Source organism: Pseudoalteromonas sp. PAST1 (assembly GCF_021532515.1).
Classification (GTDB): Bacteria; Pseudomonadota; Gammaproteobacteria; order Enterobacterales; family Alteromonadaceae; genus Pseudoalteromonas; species Pseudoalteromonas simplex.
Map to the genome: position 1 here is coordinate 20,469 of NZ_JAKGBH010000045.1, position 15,491 is coordinate 35,959.

Consider the following 15,491-nt stretch of genomic DNA (forward strand, 5'->3'; position numbering starts at 1 on the left):
ATTTTGGGAACTGTTACATCATAACTATTCAGTTTTAAATAGCGATGCTGATGCGATGAAAGTCTGTTACAAAATATGAATAAAAAAAGGTTGGCAGTAAATGCCAACCTTTGCGAGCTATGTCATACCATAAAACATAACTTCTTAGTGGTCGTGATCGTCACTTTCTTCTGCAATGCCTAACCAAGTGATGGCGCTAGGTGCAAAAGTCAGTTCAAGATCACCTTCAATTTCAAGATCTTCGATATGTACTTTTAGTACGTGCTGAGCGATAGGGTCAGCAACGTAAGCAAACTCACTATTTTGTGACACAGTCATGCTGAAGTTCATGCCCTCTGGCATCGTTGTTACGTCTTCTTCAGTGATATCTACTTTACCGGCAAGCTCCCAGTGCATGTGGCCGTCGTGCTCATGAGCTTCAAGCACGTTTAAAAAGCCTAAGCTATCAAGCACTAAAAATTGCTCTCCGTTTCCAGAGAATGAGTAAGATACAGCACTTGCGCCTTCATCAAGTTGCCACTCAAGTACTTCCATTTCAGCTTCGCTTGGATTGATACTTACAAATACACCCGATGCAATTGCAATAAAGCTTTCACTACCTTCATGGCCATATAATGTGCCAATACGTGTATCACCTAGCGCATCTATATTGGCGATTTTTTCTGCATGGTATTCATCGTCATGCTGGTGGGCTATTAGTACACCGTCACCACAACCAAATGCTACATAATCATGGTTTTGCGCTGCACCGTGTAAATCTGGGCAAGTAACTTCAAATGTTTGTTCAAGCTCATATTCACCGTCATGAAGGTGGAAAACACCCACTTGATCTGGCAGGATTTTAGCGTTTGAAGTGCTTTCGCTATCAGCACGACGCAAGGTTGCAACTAGGTGCTCGCCACGTGGCTCTGCAACACCATGCATATTGATGTCGTACTGAATACCTGCAAGCGTCTCTGTTTCGTTTGTAATATCGTTATCAGTTAACACTTCTACTGAGGCAACTGTACCTGCGTCGGCATTACCATCGTAAAACACGGCCATTTGGCCATCATGTTTAACGATGTGAGTAGGGCGGCTGCCAGTTGTTAGCTCGTAGTCACTAAATGCTGGACCTTGTTTATAGTCATGTAAATGCTCGCCATGATCTTCACGCCATAAACCGCCATCGATAAAACCTAAGTAATCTTGGTTACGGTTAGCAATAACCGCATAACGGTAGCTTGGTGAAACATTTAGTGAGCTTGATTCATGAGTAAGCGAAAACGTTTCTAGTAACGAGTCGTCATCTAAATCAAAAATATTCGCTTCGTTGCTATCTGCTGCTAAAACCGCTAAACGACCCATTGAGTCAATGGTATAGCCATCGTCATGATCGTGATCATGGTCATCACCACCGTCGTCTGGAACCTCAATAGGATCTTTCTCAACAATATTTGTTTCTGCATCACCACATGCGGTGATCAGGGTGCTACTAATTGCCAGTGCCAATAGTTTTAATCTAAATAAGTGTGTCATGTAGGTTTCCTTTATTTGTAATTTTGTTTTAGAAGTAGCCGCGAACACCAAGCGCAAAACTGCGCCCAGGACGTGGTGCAATATCTTTTAAGAATGAGCTATGAACGCGGGCTTCTGTGTCCGTTAAGTTAGTGCCTTTTAGGTAAAGTGAGACGTCTTGGTTCAATACCGATAAGTCATAAGAAATACTGGCATCAACAAGGGTGTAGCCGTCTGTTGTGGTTTCTTGTTGTGCTATGCGGTCTTGCTCTTGGTAGCGCGTAACGTGAATATTTGCCGTTAGATTCTCTGTTTGATAGCTAAACTCAGTACCAAAACGCAGTGGTGGAGTACGCGGTAAATCTCCGCCGTCTTTTAGACGCGCGCGTACATAATCAGAGAATAAGTCGACTTTAAATTCGTCGGTTAACTGCCAAGCAACTTGCGCTTCAAAACCATGTAAAACCACGTCGTCTGTTTTAAATAAATAAACCGGTAGTTCAGATGAATGATCGTGCTCATCTTCGTGAGCATGTTCATCGCCATGGTCGTGATCATGGCCACTTTCTGCGTATAGGCCTGTGTTGACCTGGTAATAATAGTTATCTACTTGGTTGTAAAAGGCATTGAAGATAAAGCCAATATCACCTTCGGTTTTACGGAATGTCAGGTCGATATTATTTGCTGTTTCTAAGTCGATAGCCTCTTCTGATAGCTCAAAATGATCATCATGAGTATCGAATAGCGCACCAACTTCATAAGTTGCAGTACCAATGTGTGGGCCGAAAGATAACAGCTCAGAAGCAGATGGAGCACGTTCAGAACGCGATACCGATAAACCTAGGTTATAACCCGGTGTAAAATCCCATACCACCCCTGTTGATAAACTTACTGGTGTAAACTCTTGGGCGACATCAAATACACGTGTGTAGTTTGATTCTTCGTGTCCATGATCATGACCGTGGTCGTGCTCATCACCGTCTTCATCATGTGCATGGGCGCCAATGTCTGGTAAAAGCACATTGTTAGCATCAATAGTAACTCGCTCAACACGGCCACCTAATTGCACTAAAAAATCGCCAAAATGCTTTTCTTCCATAATTGCAAAAGCAATACTTTCAGTAACCGACGGAGGAGTGAAGGCTTCAGAGCCTTGTGCTTCTACATCACTTTTTTTGTAATGAAAGCTAACGCCACCATTCCACTCATCAAATTGGCTATGCAGAATGTCAACGCGCAGCTCATTGGTTTCGTTTTTGAAGGTTGTGCCTACTACGCCGTGTTCTATTTCAGCGTGTTCGTAGTCAGTGTGGCCCGCACGTAAGTTAATTTTGCTTAGCCATTCACTGTCGATATTGTATTCACCAAGCAGCTGAACTTTGGTTTGTTCAAGATCAGCAAAAACGGCTTCTTCTTCGCTGTGCTCTTCTTCATGGTCATGTCCTTCATGCTCTTCTTCTTCACCATGAGTATGGCCAGGAATACCGTATTGGCGGTTAAACTGCTCAACCGCAACACCAAGGTAACCTTGCTCAAATAAATAGCTAGTGCCTAAAGTAAAGCCATCTGAGTCTTCATTACTGTTTTCTACTACGTACTTTGAGCTGCGCTCTGTTTCGTCAATATCGGCGGCAACAGGTACTTCGTAATCGTCTGATTCACGCCAGAATGCATCAGCATAAAAGGCAAATGACTCTGTCCCTGTGGTGGCATTAAACGAAGCAACTTTTTGCTCATCTACAGAGTTATGTTCTAGGTTCCATTCACCACGTGTTGTGCTGTCTGTTGGTACTCGACTATCAACTACGTTGACGACACCACCAATTGCACCGCTGCCATAAAAAAGAGTTGCTGGGCCACGTAATACTTCAATTTGCTGCGCTGTTGATGCTTCCGATGCCACTGAGTGATCAGGGCCAACACGTGACACATCACTTACATCTAAGCCATTTTGCGTAATTAAAACACGTGGGCCGCTCAAACCACGGATCACAGGCGTACTGGCAACCTTGGCATGAAAGTTTGTGTTAACGCCCGGTAGTTTTTCGAGGCTATCGCCAAGCGTTGATGCTTGTTGGCGTCTTAATTGTTCGCCAGATAACACACTAACAGGTGAGGCAGATTCCATTGCCGACATATGAATCGGCGTTGCTTCAACATCAATCACTTCAATCGGTGAGCGCTTTAGATTAAAGGTTGCGCTGTGGTCTTGGTCATTGGCAAGTGTGATATCTCGATGTAAGTGAGCATAACCTGGCGCTGAAATATGCAGCTCTTTTAAGCCGTTATTTAAGCCGCTGATTTCAAACTCACCTTTGTCGTTAGTTGTTACTTTTTGATCAGAGCCTTCAAGGTCAACTGTGGCATTTGCAACCGCTTTACCTTGGTTATTTAACACAACGCCTTTGATTGATTGCGCCAAGACACTGGCTGGTAATAACGTCGCTATGACGACAGCTATTTTTGATATGTTATTCATTAGTTACCACTCTTTTAGTACGTTATAATGTATCAATTGTGCTTTAATTGTTATAATGTATCAAGTGTGAATCGATGAATGAGTTTTATTCTTTTTTGTAACAGCATATTTATAGTGAGGTAAATGGAGTGGTTCGGGTTATGAAAGCAGCAAAGTTGGCAGTGATATGCTTTATGGTTGGATGTATTTTTTCAGCTCAAGGGCATCAACACCATCATCATTCACATGGTGAGGGAGTGCTTTTTGTGGTTCATGATCAAGACAAATGGCAGGTTAAGTTCATTTTACCGGCTGGAGATATTTTTGGCTTTGAGCATCAGCCCGAGACAGCTGAGCAAAAGCAAACTATTAAAAAAACATTAGCCAAATTAGAAAATTCACAGCAGCTAGTGACATTTAACGGCGAATGTAAGCTTATTCATGCTAAATTTGAAAACCCATTTGAGCATCACACTCATCATTCACATCAAGACCTTGAAGTTGAATACTCGTTTAGCTGCGATAAGCCCGTTTCTAAAGTCACTGTGACTTTATTTACATGGGCTGAAGCCATATCTGTTATCGAAGCGCAGTGGATCACAGAGCAAGCGCAAGGGATAGCAGAGCTGACAGCTACAAAACCTTATATTGAGTGGCCGCTATGAATAAACAGCGATTAACCAGCACACTTAATAAAGCAAAGCAGGTTTGCCTTGAGCATGGCAGAAAATTCACCATTCAGCGCAAGCAAATACTGCAAATTTTACTAACCACAGACGTGCCGCTATCAGCATACGAGTTGGCCAGTTGCTACAAGCTGCGCACAAGCTCTAGTGTATCTGTTATGTCTGTTTATCGAATCTTGAGCTTTTTGGAGTCGATAAACCTTGTTCGCAGGCTTAATAGTGCTAACAAATATATTGCTTACGGTACCGACAGTGAGGTTTTTAAGCGTGAGATTTCTTTGTTTTTGATTTGCCGTCATTGCCAAAAAGTTGAGACTTTAGCGGTTTCACAAAGTGATGTTGCAAAGCTTTTCCCTCACTTTGCTGATGTGGGCTTTACCTCACAAACAAAGCAATTTGAAATGATGGGGGTATGTAGTGAGTGCCAAGCTAAACTTGCTTGATGCACTTTTTATAATTCATGTGTTCTATTTTTTAGGAATTTTTCAGTGAAATTACAATTAATGATGGATAAGTTTGCCATCGGGTTATCAGCTATGTGTGCGATTCACTGCTTAGCTGTGCCAGTATTATTAGTTTTATTACCAAGTGCCGCTGCACTGGGTTTAGGTAACGAGCAATTTCATTTTTGGATGTTGGCAGCAGTGTTGCCAAGTAGCTTATTAGCGCTATTTTTAGGGTGTAAAAAACATAAACGATATCAATTATTTATACTGGGGGTTGTGGGTCTTGCTCTATTATTGTCGGCTGTAGTATTAGGCGAAAATATCATTGGTGAAGCTGGTGAGAAAGTGCTGACCTTATTAGGGTCGTTATTTGTAATTGCAGGGCATTGGTTTAATTTTCGCTTATGTAATAAAAAAGTAGATGACCACTGCCCTTGTCCTAGCGAACAGCGATAGGTTGCAGAATAAAATTGAGTAATGAGTGTTTAACTGATGACTTTAATTGGAGAGCTTTTTAATAGTCAGATACTTGAATTAGTGTTGATGATAACGATTGCAGCGGTGATCACCGCCTTTATTCCCGCAATAGAAGCTTATAAGCAGGCCCTACATACAAGCTTGTCGGCCAATAAGTGATTGACCAACACGCTTGTTCAGTAAAACTGATTTACTTGTAGAATACTTCTACAGTCCCTTTTACTTTTAATAGTAAAGGTTGGCCGCGGCGATCAAGCGCTTTTGGTGAAGCGATTTTGATCCAGCCTTCGCTGATATTGTATTCTTCAACGTCAAAACGCTCTTTGCCGTTAAGTTTTACACCAATTTCATGCTCGAAAACTTCTTCCACATAAAATTTACTACGTGGGTTGATAGAAAGTTGGTTTGGTAATTCTGGTTTTTGTGTATCAGTCATAGTCGCGATCTGCATTGAATAAATTGTGCGCCATTGTAGGCAATAGCTGGCATTGGCTCAAGTATCTACATGGCAATTTTATTGTTTACTCGCAGGCTTGTTCTGAATGCTCTTCACGCATGGCTATGGCTTCACTCTTTTGTCGAAGTCGTGTGTTAAGCAGTAGTCAAAATGACGGGTTAAAAATTAGCAATAAAATGCATTGTTATACTATAACCCATTTTTTATTTATGTTATTTTATAACAAATCATTTTGCTTAATTTCTACAATCAGACCTTATGAAGTACTCAACACTAAGTTTAGCTTTAGCTGCGACGTTTGCAGCGAATACCCATGCAGCTGATAACAGCGATATCGAAACAATCACCATTGAACATAAACAGGCGTTTCGTGGTGATATTCCAACAAAAGATTTACCGCAGTCGATCACCACATTAAGTAAAGACATGATGACTGATAACGGTATTACTAAGTTTCGTGATGCACTGGATTTTTCTGCCAGCATTACTCGCAAGAATAATGGTGGCGCGCTGTGGGATAGCTATTCAATTCGTGGTTTGTCGGGTAACGAAAATATGCCGTCTGGGTATTTAGTTAACGGCTTTAGTGGTGGACGCGGCTTTGCAGGCCCGCGTGATGTGTCAAACATTGAATATATCGAAGTATTAAAAGGGCCGGGCTCAGCACTCTATGGCCGTTCAGAGCCGGGTGGTACCGTAAACATTATTACTAAAAAGCCCCAGTTTTATCAGCAAGGGCAACTTCAAGCTGAGTTTGGTAGCGATGATCACAAGCGTATTCAAGGTGATTACACTAACGGTCTAAGCGATGATTTAGCATTTCGTATCAATGGCGCATGGCAAGATAGCGATAGCTTTAGAGATTATGTGCACCACGACAAATTCGTGATTACGCCTTCGCTTTATTATCAAATCAACGATAACTCATCGCTGACCTATGAGTTTGAGTATGTTGACCAACAGCAAATGTATGACCGCGGTATTGTGGTGTTAAATGGTGATTTTGATACCGTGCCTGAGTCACGCTTTTTAGGTAACCCAAATGATGCACCAACCAAAGTGCACTCGCGCGGTCATCAATTAAATTACAGCAACGATCTAAACCAAGATTGGAGCCTGTTATTAGGTGCTAGTTACCGTACTGCAACGTTAACGGGTTATTCGTCAGATGCTGAGCTGTCACCATCACGTCAGTCATTATTTGATGATGGTAGAACTTTAACTCGCCAGCACAGATACCGTGACTATGAGTCTGATGATTTATCGCTGCGTTTTGAATTAAGCGGTCACTTTGATGTTGCCGGTATCACCAACCATGTATTGATTGGTGTTGACGGTTACGACTATGAACTGCGTACAGGGCTTTATCGCTACCGTGGTGGTAATGGCACTTACACCATTGATATTTATGAGCCAGAGTACAGCACCACTGAAGGCCCTGAAGTAAGCATGCAGTACGAAAATAACGAACAGCAAAATGCGTACGGTATTTACCTGCAAGACCAACTAGATCTAACCGATAACTTAAAAGTGATGTTAGGTCTGCGTTTTGATGAAATTGAACAAGACATCTTTGAAACTAAGTCTGGTGTTGCATCAAACAGCAAAGAAAACCGCATTAGTCCACGTTTTGGTGTAGTTTACGCACTTAATGACGACATTAACCTTTACTCAAGCTATTCAGAAGGCTTTTTACCACTGAGTGGCACCGATGCCGAAGGTAATCCATTCGGTTTTGAAGAAAGCGACTCGTTTGAAGTGGGTGTTAAATTTAGCTACGCCAATATCAGCGGTACACTTGCTTATTTTGATGCAAGCAAGAGCAACATGCTGGTGGCAGATCCAGTAAATGTGGGTTATTCAACACCTGTAGGTAAAGCAAATAGCACGGGTTTTGAGTTAGATTTAACAGGTTCATTGGGTGACAATACCGAGTACACCCTATCTTATGCCTATGTGGATGCCGAGACTGCAACAGACAGTCTAAATGTTGACTGGTTAGTGCCAATTCCTAAGGGCAGTCCACTTGTGAACGTACCAAAGAATAATCTTTCGATTGGCTTAAACCATGATCTAAGTCTATTCGCACAAGACATAAAGATTGGTGGTCATTATCAATATGTGTCTGACCGTTTAGGCGACCCAGCTGATCTCACCTTCCGATTACCTAACTATCAAACTGTTGGTTTATTTGCTAAATGGCGAGCGACTGAACGTACAACGGTATCACTGAATGTTGATAACGTGTTTGATGAACAGTATATCGCCAGTTCTTACAATGCATTGTGGGCTTACCCAGGGGCGCCGACACAGTTTAAACTTGGCGTAAGCTATGACTTCTGAGCAAGTTAAAAGCCGTATACACAGTATCGACATCATGCGTGGTGTCGTTATTCTGCTGATGTTACTTGATCATGTGCGAGAGCGGTTTTTCTTGCACATGCAGGTGGCCGATCCCATGGTGGTTGATACCACTTCGCCGGGGCTTTTTTGGAGCCGCTTTGCGGCGCACTTTTGTGCGCCAACCTTTATCTTTTTAACCGGTTTGTCGGCGTGGCTTTATAGTCATCCAGCAAGTGGAGTAGCGCGCTCAGTACGAAGCTTTTTAATCAAGCGAGGGCTATTTTTAATCGCCCTCGAAGTGACCCTGATTTGTTTTTCGTGGATGGGTTATTACCACACTATTTGGCTACAAGTGATGTGGGCGATTGGCCTTTGTATGCTGGTGTTAGCAGCATTGATTAAGCTGCCACGCAACCTATTGCTGGTGCTTGGTTTAGTTATTGTATTTGGTCACAACTTACTGACTCCAATCAGCTTTACTCCCGATGAGTTTGGCTACTCGCTGTGGACGATTTTGCATGACCGAGGCTATCTATCACAAGGCGGTTTAATCGACGTTAAAATTAGCTACCCAGTGCTGCCTTGGATTGGCGTTATCTTATTGGGTTACTGTGCAGGTCCTTTATATGCGCACACCCAATCGGCAGATTCGCGTAAACGAGCATTACTGCTGTTAGCCCTGTTATGTGTGGCATTATTTGCGCTGCTGCGTGGTTTTAATATTTATGGTGAAACCTTACCGTGGCAAACATTTAGCAACACAACCGAAACCATGATGTCGGTGTTTAATGTGACTAAGTACCCACCGTCACTGAGCTTTTTGCTGATCACGTTAGCAGGCATGTTTGTTGGCTTATGGTTATTTGAAAGACCACTCAACCGCGTTACGAATGCGCTACGTGTATATGGCTCTGTGCCTATGTTCTTTTATATTTTTCACCTCTATGTACTGCTGTTTATGTATCAAATAGGCATGCTGATCTGGGGGGCAAATCAAGGGCAATATTTAGGAGTCAGTGATATATCAGGTATTTGGTTTATTACTTTATTGCTGGCAATAGGGCTTTATTGGCCAACCAGGAAGTTTAGTGAATACAAGCGTAAGGCTAACAAGCCTTGGTTAAAGTATTTATAACGAAAAATGCCGATATGCTAAGCATATCGGCATTACCTACTTACTATCCTAATTAACTAGTCCTTAGTTAATTCGAGATTTTTTACGACGAAGTGCCATCAGTGGTGCAACAGCTAGTAGTAACCAGCCGAATGAACCGCTTGATGATTTCTTGTCTTTTTCAATTTCTGTCTCTGGGATTACTGCCTCAGGGAAAGTACAGCTACCATTGTCAGTATTGGCGCTTTCATCATAGTTAGATGCTGAACTGTCAGTACAGCCAAGCTCTTCACCATCAGACATTACCGATAATACAAATGAACTCATTGCTGCATCAGTTGGGTTAACGCTGTCGCTAACTTTTACTGTTACGTCAATGTCACCATGGAAGTTTGCCGCTGGCGTGATAGTCACAGTGCTACCTGAAGTGTGACCAGATACTTCATAAGTGAAGTTTTCACCTAACACCTCGATTTGGTTGCTCACTTGGTTTTCGTCAGCATAAAGCACGTCAAAACTAATCGTTTCGTTCTCTGCGACCGACATATTAGTTAAGCCTGCCATTTCTAGGTTACCGATAACTTCAAGCTCAAGGGTGATGGTTTCATCATCTGCACCTTCTAAGCCGTTCACTAAGGTTAGTTGGTGAGTTTGGTTTGCTGCTTGTTCACCAATATAAGCCTGGAATTTTACGTCAAACTTAGAGATTTCAGGGCCTGTGTAGTCAAGACACACAACTAGGTCGTCGTGTAAGACTTCATCCATATTATTAAAGCCTAGCTTGTTACCGATATTTAAATCGATGGGTATGTCACCACTTATGAAGGCTCTGCCATCAGCGGCTTTTAGGCCAATAGAGCCCTGAGCATCGGCTAGATTAATATTGTCATACGCAAATAGTAGCTCATACTCACCTGGTTCATAATCAATCCCCATTCGCATAAACATCTCTACATCAATAAGTTGACCTTCGGTGTTGCTGCGTTGAATGTTATCCCATTCAAGTACTAACCACTCACGTGAAACTGTGTAAGTAGGGGTGATACCCGCATTGGCATCATAATTACCATAACCACCGTCCACACGCTCTGGGATCATGTTGTCACCAACCCAGAAAGGAGCGATAAGGTATGGCGGCGGAGGCGGCTGAGTGTAACCTTCTGGTAGGTCAACATGAAATGGTGATGTGCGACCTTGCGAACCAAATGTTACTAAGCCTGCGGGGTTGAGCTTTATAGCATCAAAGTGATACTTATTAAAAAATGGAAATGACACATCTAGATCTGTGTTCATTAGTTCTTTAAACGAGTACTCAAACTCATTGTAATATTGACCTTCAACTCCCTCAAGTGTTCGCCAGCCAAGTTCTCTTAGCTCTAAATAGTGAGGATCAGGCGAATGAGCCGCGGTTAATGAGCACATTTCATCGGTGATATTGGTAGTAATATTATAATTTCGGCCTACATCTTTTGTGGTTTCTTGTATGCCTACTAACGAAAGCATATTGTTATCTAACACTGGTTCAACAGGCGTTGAGTGTGTTGCAACAAGGCTATCAGGTATTATATTGATCCCATTAGGGAATTCTGTATTGAGCGCAAATTGACGTGCTTCATCCTCATTATTGGCAATGACACTAATTTCAAAGTCGACTAAATCACCGACAAATGTTTTTTCTTTGCTCGCCTTAAAAGTAACGTCCTTATCAACTTGCTCGATGATCACTGGTACAAAACCAAGATTGCCAATATCTTCTGGATTACTACCGATATCAAAGCCACCGAAGTAGATATCTCCTACTTCCATATCAGGTAAATTGTATGCAAGGTCAAGCTCAAAGTTATCGTAACCTGCTACGCTACTTGGTCCTGTAACAGTAAGTGAGCCATTGTCAGAGGTTGTAATTGCGGTTGCAAATGAAACTTCTATTCCTTCATCTACTTCATCGTAATCGTAGTTTTGCAAGTTCATATACAGAGTAAAATATTCACCTGCTTCAGGGTCTACAATGTTACAGAAGTTAGTTAGGGTGTAGCTAGTTGACATACATAGCGTTTCTTCAAAAGACGCAATGCCATCACCATTACTATCTTTACCCATAAATACCAATACGCGAGATTGTTCATTCATAACACTGGCACTCAGCATTTTTGCGTCTTCTGGTACAGTGGTCCACTGAATGTGGTTGTTGTTTACAGCTTCACCGTCGACATCAACGCTATCGAATGGGTCGCCTGGTGTGGTGTCGTTGAATAGGTGTACGGTTTCAACTTGGCCTTTTACTAAGCCGTACGATTGTGTGGTTAGGTTGCTGATTTCACCCGTATTGAAAGGTCCTACTTTCATTGTCGCAGAGCGTCGGTGTGCGTCAATTTGAATAAATTCAGGTAAACCGGTGTCACCGGCAAATGTCCACACTGGCATCTCTAGAATCGGTGACTCAGGGTTATTAGAAGTCATGACGACTTGACCTTGATTGCCCGTGTAATCAATTAACTCTTGCGGCGTTGCTTGTTGGCTTGCTTCCACAGTAACAATGATACTTTGTGTTTCGCCAGCCCTGATATCAAAGCTGCTTGGCTCCACCGTTATTTTGCTGTTACCAATCCAATTTTCGGTATGTAGAGTCCAGCTTGCGTCTTCAGTTGCTGTAAAGGTTCTGATAAATGTACATTTAAAGCCGCAGTCATTATCAACCATGTAAGCCGTGTTTAATGCTTTTTCGCGGCCACCAAGACTTGGGTTTGCTGCAGCCATGTTAGCAATGCTTTCATCAAGCAATAAGCCTGTTTTATCTGCTCGCTCAACTTGCATTTTACCCGCACCCATGTCAGCAAGTGCTGCATCAAAGCTATCGTCTGCATAGTTGTTTAAGTATTGAGCAACTCCTAGCTGATTATTTGCAGTTAACATCAATGCAGATTGAATTTGCATTGGCGACCAGTCAGGATGAGATTGTTTTAACAATGCTGCCGCGCCTGCAACGTGTGGGCTCGCCATTGATGTACCAGACATAGATTGCCAATCTGAAGTTGCAGGATTATTTGTAAACGGTTGATCGTCTGATGATGGTGCGTAAATATCGACCCCAGGGGCTGCTACATCAACGAGTAAAGTATCAAAGCCAAAGTATGATGGACCACGACCAGAGAAATAAGCAATGCGGTCTTTATCCACTGCGTCTACGGTGCCCTCGGTTGCTTCAATGGTGCCTACGTGGCTGTCGCCTACGCTCAACCATTCTAGTAAGCTTGTACCATCAACATTTTTAATATGTATTGTAGGGATTGGGTAGGAAATAGAAGGAATAGTATAGCGATCATAAAAGGCACTTTGGTTATACACGATGAGGCCTTCAGCACCGCCTGCTTGTACATTTAATGATTTAGAATATAACGGATAAGAGCTGCGCTTACATACCACAATGACATCTTGTGCGCTTTCGTCAATAGCGGTTGCAGGATTATCAACTAAATCAAATGTACCTTCAGGGAATGGTTTGTCACAGTTAGCAAGTGCATAGCTAGAACTTTCATTCGGATTTTCAAAATCAGTCGCAGCAACAATTAAACCTGTTAACTCGTTAAAGTTGACACCAGCACCTTCAAAAGGACCAGGCGCTGAATTATCACCACCAGTTAAGTTTTTGAGTTGTTTATTGCCAAAGTTAACTTTGCTTGCAGGACTATATGCTGCAACAGTGGTAACCCAAGGAGAAGAGTGATCGGCTGTTGAATACTCAGGGCCGCTGTTACCTGCCGCTACAGCGACAAATACACCACTTTCGGCTGCATTCATGAACGCTTGCTCAATTGGATCGCTCCATGGATCTTCTTCAAGACCGCCTAATGAAGCATTAAGTACATCAACATTATCAATAGCAGCTTGTTCAACGGCGGCTAAAATAGCGCTTGTTGGACAGCCTGCGTATGGGTCGCCAGAATTACCCGGCCAACATACTTGATATGAAATGATATTGGCATGGGGTGCCATACCTGATACTTGCGGGAAAGTTACATTGGTTTCTAAACCTGGTGATTGGCTTTCATACTCAGTCAGTTTGTAAGGAATATCGTATAGGATATTACCCGCTGCTGTACCAGCAACGTGTGAGCCATGGCTATGATAGTCTTCACCATTTTCTGGGCGAGTCTCTTCAAATACCGAATCCACATAAGCTGCGGTGATCTCGGGATAAGAATAAACACCAATTAGCTTGTCGTTACACAGATCAGCAAATTCAGCGGTTGCACAGTCACCCAGGTACTTGTCGCCTAGTGGGTTGGTGTGAGTGTAGCCATCGCCGCCTACTGCTGCGAATGATGGGTGATCGGTATTGATACCTGTATCTATGATACCTACAACCGTGCCTTCACCTTTGTTGCTGCTAGGATTGCTAGCACTTGCGCTCCAAAGTGCAGAAGCACCTGTTTGCTCAATGGTATTAAAGGTATTTAGGCTGTAGATTTTTGAGCGAGTGATTTTCTTCACGCCAGCCACTTTAGCTAGGCGCTTCGCTTCATCTTGTGTCATTTTGGTGGTGAAACCGTTTAATGTCACATTAAATGTGCGCTCAACATTTAGTTGTAAGCCTTGTTGGCTCATTGCTGTATTAACAACTGATTGGCGCTTACTTGCTAGGTGGTTAGCGTAAGTTGCAATAGCAGGCTGCGCCATATTAAGCGTTGAGCGCGTTGTTGCTTGTTGCGTTTGCATTACCACATCTTTAGTGCTCGCAAGCCCTTTAACACCACCTTGGTAAGTCGAAATTGGTGCGTCGTCTAGTTGCACGATATAAGTTTGAATACCACTAACATCTTTCTCTGGTGTGAAAACGCGGCTTTGTTTTTTAACTGTGTTGTTAACCTTGTCTTCCCACACAAATTCATTGCTAACGGTTTGCTTTGGCGCATAGCCTGCCGGCTGTTCTGGCCATACTTGGTCATTTAGCGCAGCAGCAGACGTACCTACACCTAAGTAAAGTGCAGATGCGACCATCACTGATACTTTTTTCATATTGAACATGTGATCTAACTTCCCATGGATTTTATTTTTTTGGGGCAATTCCTAGCGGAATAGCAAGTTGGCTTGTAGTTATATGAATTGAAACACAAACTAAATGTTATGATATAACAAATCTTTTTAGCCAACAAACGAGCGGTTTTGGCGAAAAGCTATAAACATTGGGTTTTTCGCTTAAAAACCTTGCTGAATGGTTAAATATGTATGTGTTTTCATCAATAAAACGTGAATAAATGGTTCACTTTGATACAGATTGATACATTTCTATAAAGGAGAGGCGGGCCTAAATAGGATACTTGCTCTTGCTCCGCTTAAGGTTTGTGCGTTATCTAAGCTAAATTTTGCGTTATTCCATAGGCACAGTTGCTTAACGATTGATAAGCCTAGGCCAACACCTTGGTAGCCTGTTTGGTGCACCGAAGCGGTTTTTGAAAATGGCTGCATAAGGCTGACGCGCTTGTGTTCTGGGATCCCCGGACCATCATCTTCAATCACTAACAAAGTGCCGTTTTTGCATTGTGAAAGCTTGATAAGAATTTGCGTTTTAGCAAAGCGAACCGCATTCCCGAGTAAGTTTTGCAATAAGCGTTGAAAGCTTTGTTTATCAACGCAAATTGCTGTTAATTCGCAGTCAAGACGAATAGCCAAAGGACAATAGCTTTGGAACTTAGTAATGCAGGGCTGTAATAGTTCGTCTGGGCAGTAGTCTTTCACTAGCAAGGCGGGTTCACATTGTTCAAGCTCGGCATAGGTTAAAAACTCTTCGACTAAAAGCTCAAGTTCAATAATGTCTTGCAACACACTGTGTCGGTAAGCGTTGTTATCAACGACTGCTTCGAGGGCGAATTTAGCCCGTGATATAGGCGTTGGTATGACTCCCACAGTCAAGTTAAACGCACTGATCCTTGCCTAACTTTTTAAGCCATAATTTCTTCAGCTCGAATTAGAGCGAGTTAATACATAGGATGAAGCAAGTAATGTCGTCGGTTTT

The 15,491-nt window shown here is 42.5% G+C and carries 11 protein-coding genes; 6 read left to right on the forward strand and 5 right to left on the reverse strand.

From position 1 onward, the window contains the following. Positions 1-144: 144 nt before the first annotated feature. Both L1272_RS18010 and L1272_RS18015 read right to left on the reverse strand, forming a co-directional pair. Positions 145-1,518 (reverse strand): 5-methyltetrahydrofolate--homocysteine methyltransferase, encoded by a 1,374-nt coding sequence (locus L1272_RS18010; RefSeq protein ID WP_194442501.1) that lies wholly within the window; start codon positions 1,516-1,518, stop codon positions 145-147. Between the two features lie 28 nt (positions 1,519-1,546). After that, on the reverse strand, positions 1,547-3,976 hold the full coding sequence (locus L1272_RS18015) for a TonB-dependent receptor (RefSeq protein WP_235374008.1): 2,430 nt from the start codon (positions 3,974-3,976) through the stop codon (positions 1,547-1,549). Between the two features lie 140 nt (positions 3,977-4,116). Here L1272_RS18015 and L1272_RS18020 point away from each other — a divergent pair, with 140 nt between their 5' ends. From L1272_RS18020 to L1272_RS18035, 4 genes are read left to right on the forward strand one after another with little or no spacing between them, the layout of a single operon-like run. Continuing rightward, positions 4,117-4,620, forward strand: coding sequence for a ZrgA family zinc uptake protein (locus L1272_RS18020; RefSeq protein ID WP_194442499.1), 504 nt, complete (start codon positions 4,117-4,119; stop codon positions 4,618-4,620). Beyond that, positions 4,617-5,084, forward strand: a complete 468-nt coding sequence (locus L1272_RS18025; RefSeq protein WP_194442498.1) for a Fur family transcriptional regulator — start codon at positions 4,617-4,619, stop codon at positions 5,082-5,084. Before L1272_RS18020 ends, L1272_RS18025 begins: the two co-directional genes overlap by 4 nt. Positions 5,085-5,129: 45 nt before the next feature. Continuing rightward, positions 5,130-5,543: a MerC domain-containing protein gene (locus L1272_RS18030; RefSeq protein ID WP_235374009.1), complete on the forward strand. Its 414-nt coding sequence runs from the start codon at positions 5,130-5,132 to the stop codon at positions 5,541-5,543. Between the two features lie 36 nt (positions 5,544-5,579). Then, on the forward strand, positions 5,580-5,723 hold the full coding sequence (locus L1272_RS18035) for a hypothetical protein (RefSeq protein ID WP_235374010.1): 144 nt from the start codon (positions 5,580-5,582) through the stop codon (positions 5,721-5,723). A gap of 31 nt (positions 5,724-5,754) precedes the next feature. Here the strand turns inward: L1272_RS18035 and L1272_RS18040 are convergent, their stop codons facing one another. Then, on the reverse strand, positions 5,755-6,000 hold the full coding sequence (locus L1272_RS18040) for a DUF3297 family protein (protein WP_171040424.1): 246 nt from the start codon (positions 5,998-6,000) through the stop codon (positions 5,755-5,757). A 279-nt stretch (positions 6,001-6,279) separates the two neighbouring features. Between L1272_RS18040 and L1272_RS18045 the strand changes: the two genes are divergently transcribed. Together L1272_RS18045 and L1272_RS18050 are read left to right on the forward strand one after the other, a co-directional pair. Beyond that, positions 6,280-8,364, forward strand: coding sequence for a TonB-dependent siderophore receptor (locus tag L1272_RS18045; protein WP_235374011.1), 2,085 nt, complete (start codon positions 6,280-6,282; stop codon positions 8,362-8,364). After that, on the forward strand, positions 8,354-9,499 hold the full coding sequence (locus tag L1272_RS18050; protein WP_235374012.1) for a DUF1624 domain-containing protein: 1,146 nt from the start codon (positions 8,354-8,356) through the stop codon (positions 9,497-9,499). Before L1272_RS18045 ends, L1272_RS18050 begins: the two co-directional genes overlap by 11 nt. Before the next feature lie 63 nt (positions 9,500-9,562). On the opposite strand, the gene L1272_RS23250 is transcribed toward L1272_RS18050, so the two are convergent. Together L1272_RS23250 and L1272_RS18070 are read right to left on the reverse strand one after the other, a co-directional pair. After that, positions 9,563-14,503, reverse strand: a complete 4,941-nt coding sequence (locus tag L1272_RS23250) for a S8 family serine peptidase (RefSeq protein WP_290440871.1) — start codon at positions 14,501-14,503, stop codon at positions 9,563-9,565. Positions 14,504-14,764: 261 nt separating this feature from the next. After that, on the reverse strand, positions 14,765-15,382 hold the full coding sequence (locus L1272_RS18070; RefSeq protein ID WP_235374015.1) for a sensor histidine kinase: 618 nt from the start codon (positions 15,380-15,382) through the stop codon (positions 14,765-14,767). Positions 15,383-15,491 lie beyond the last annotated feature (109 nt).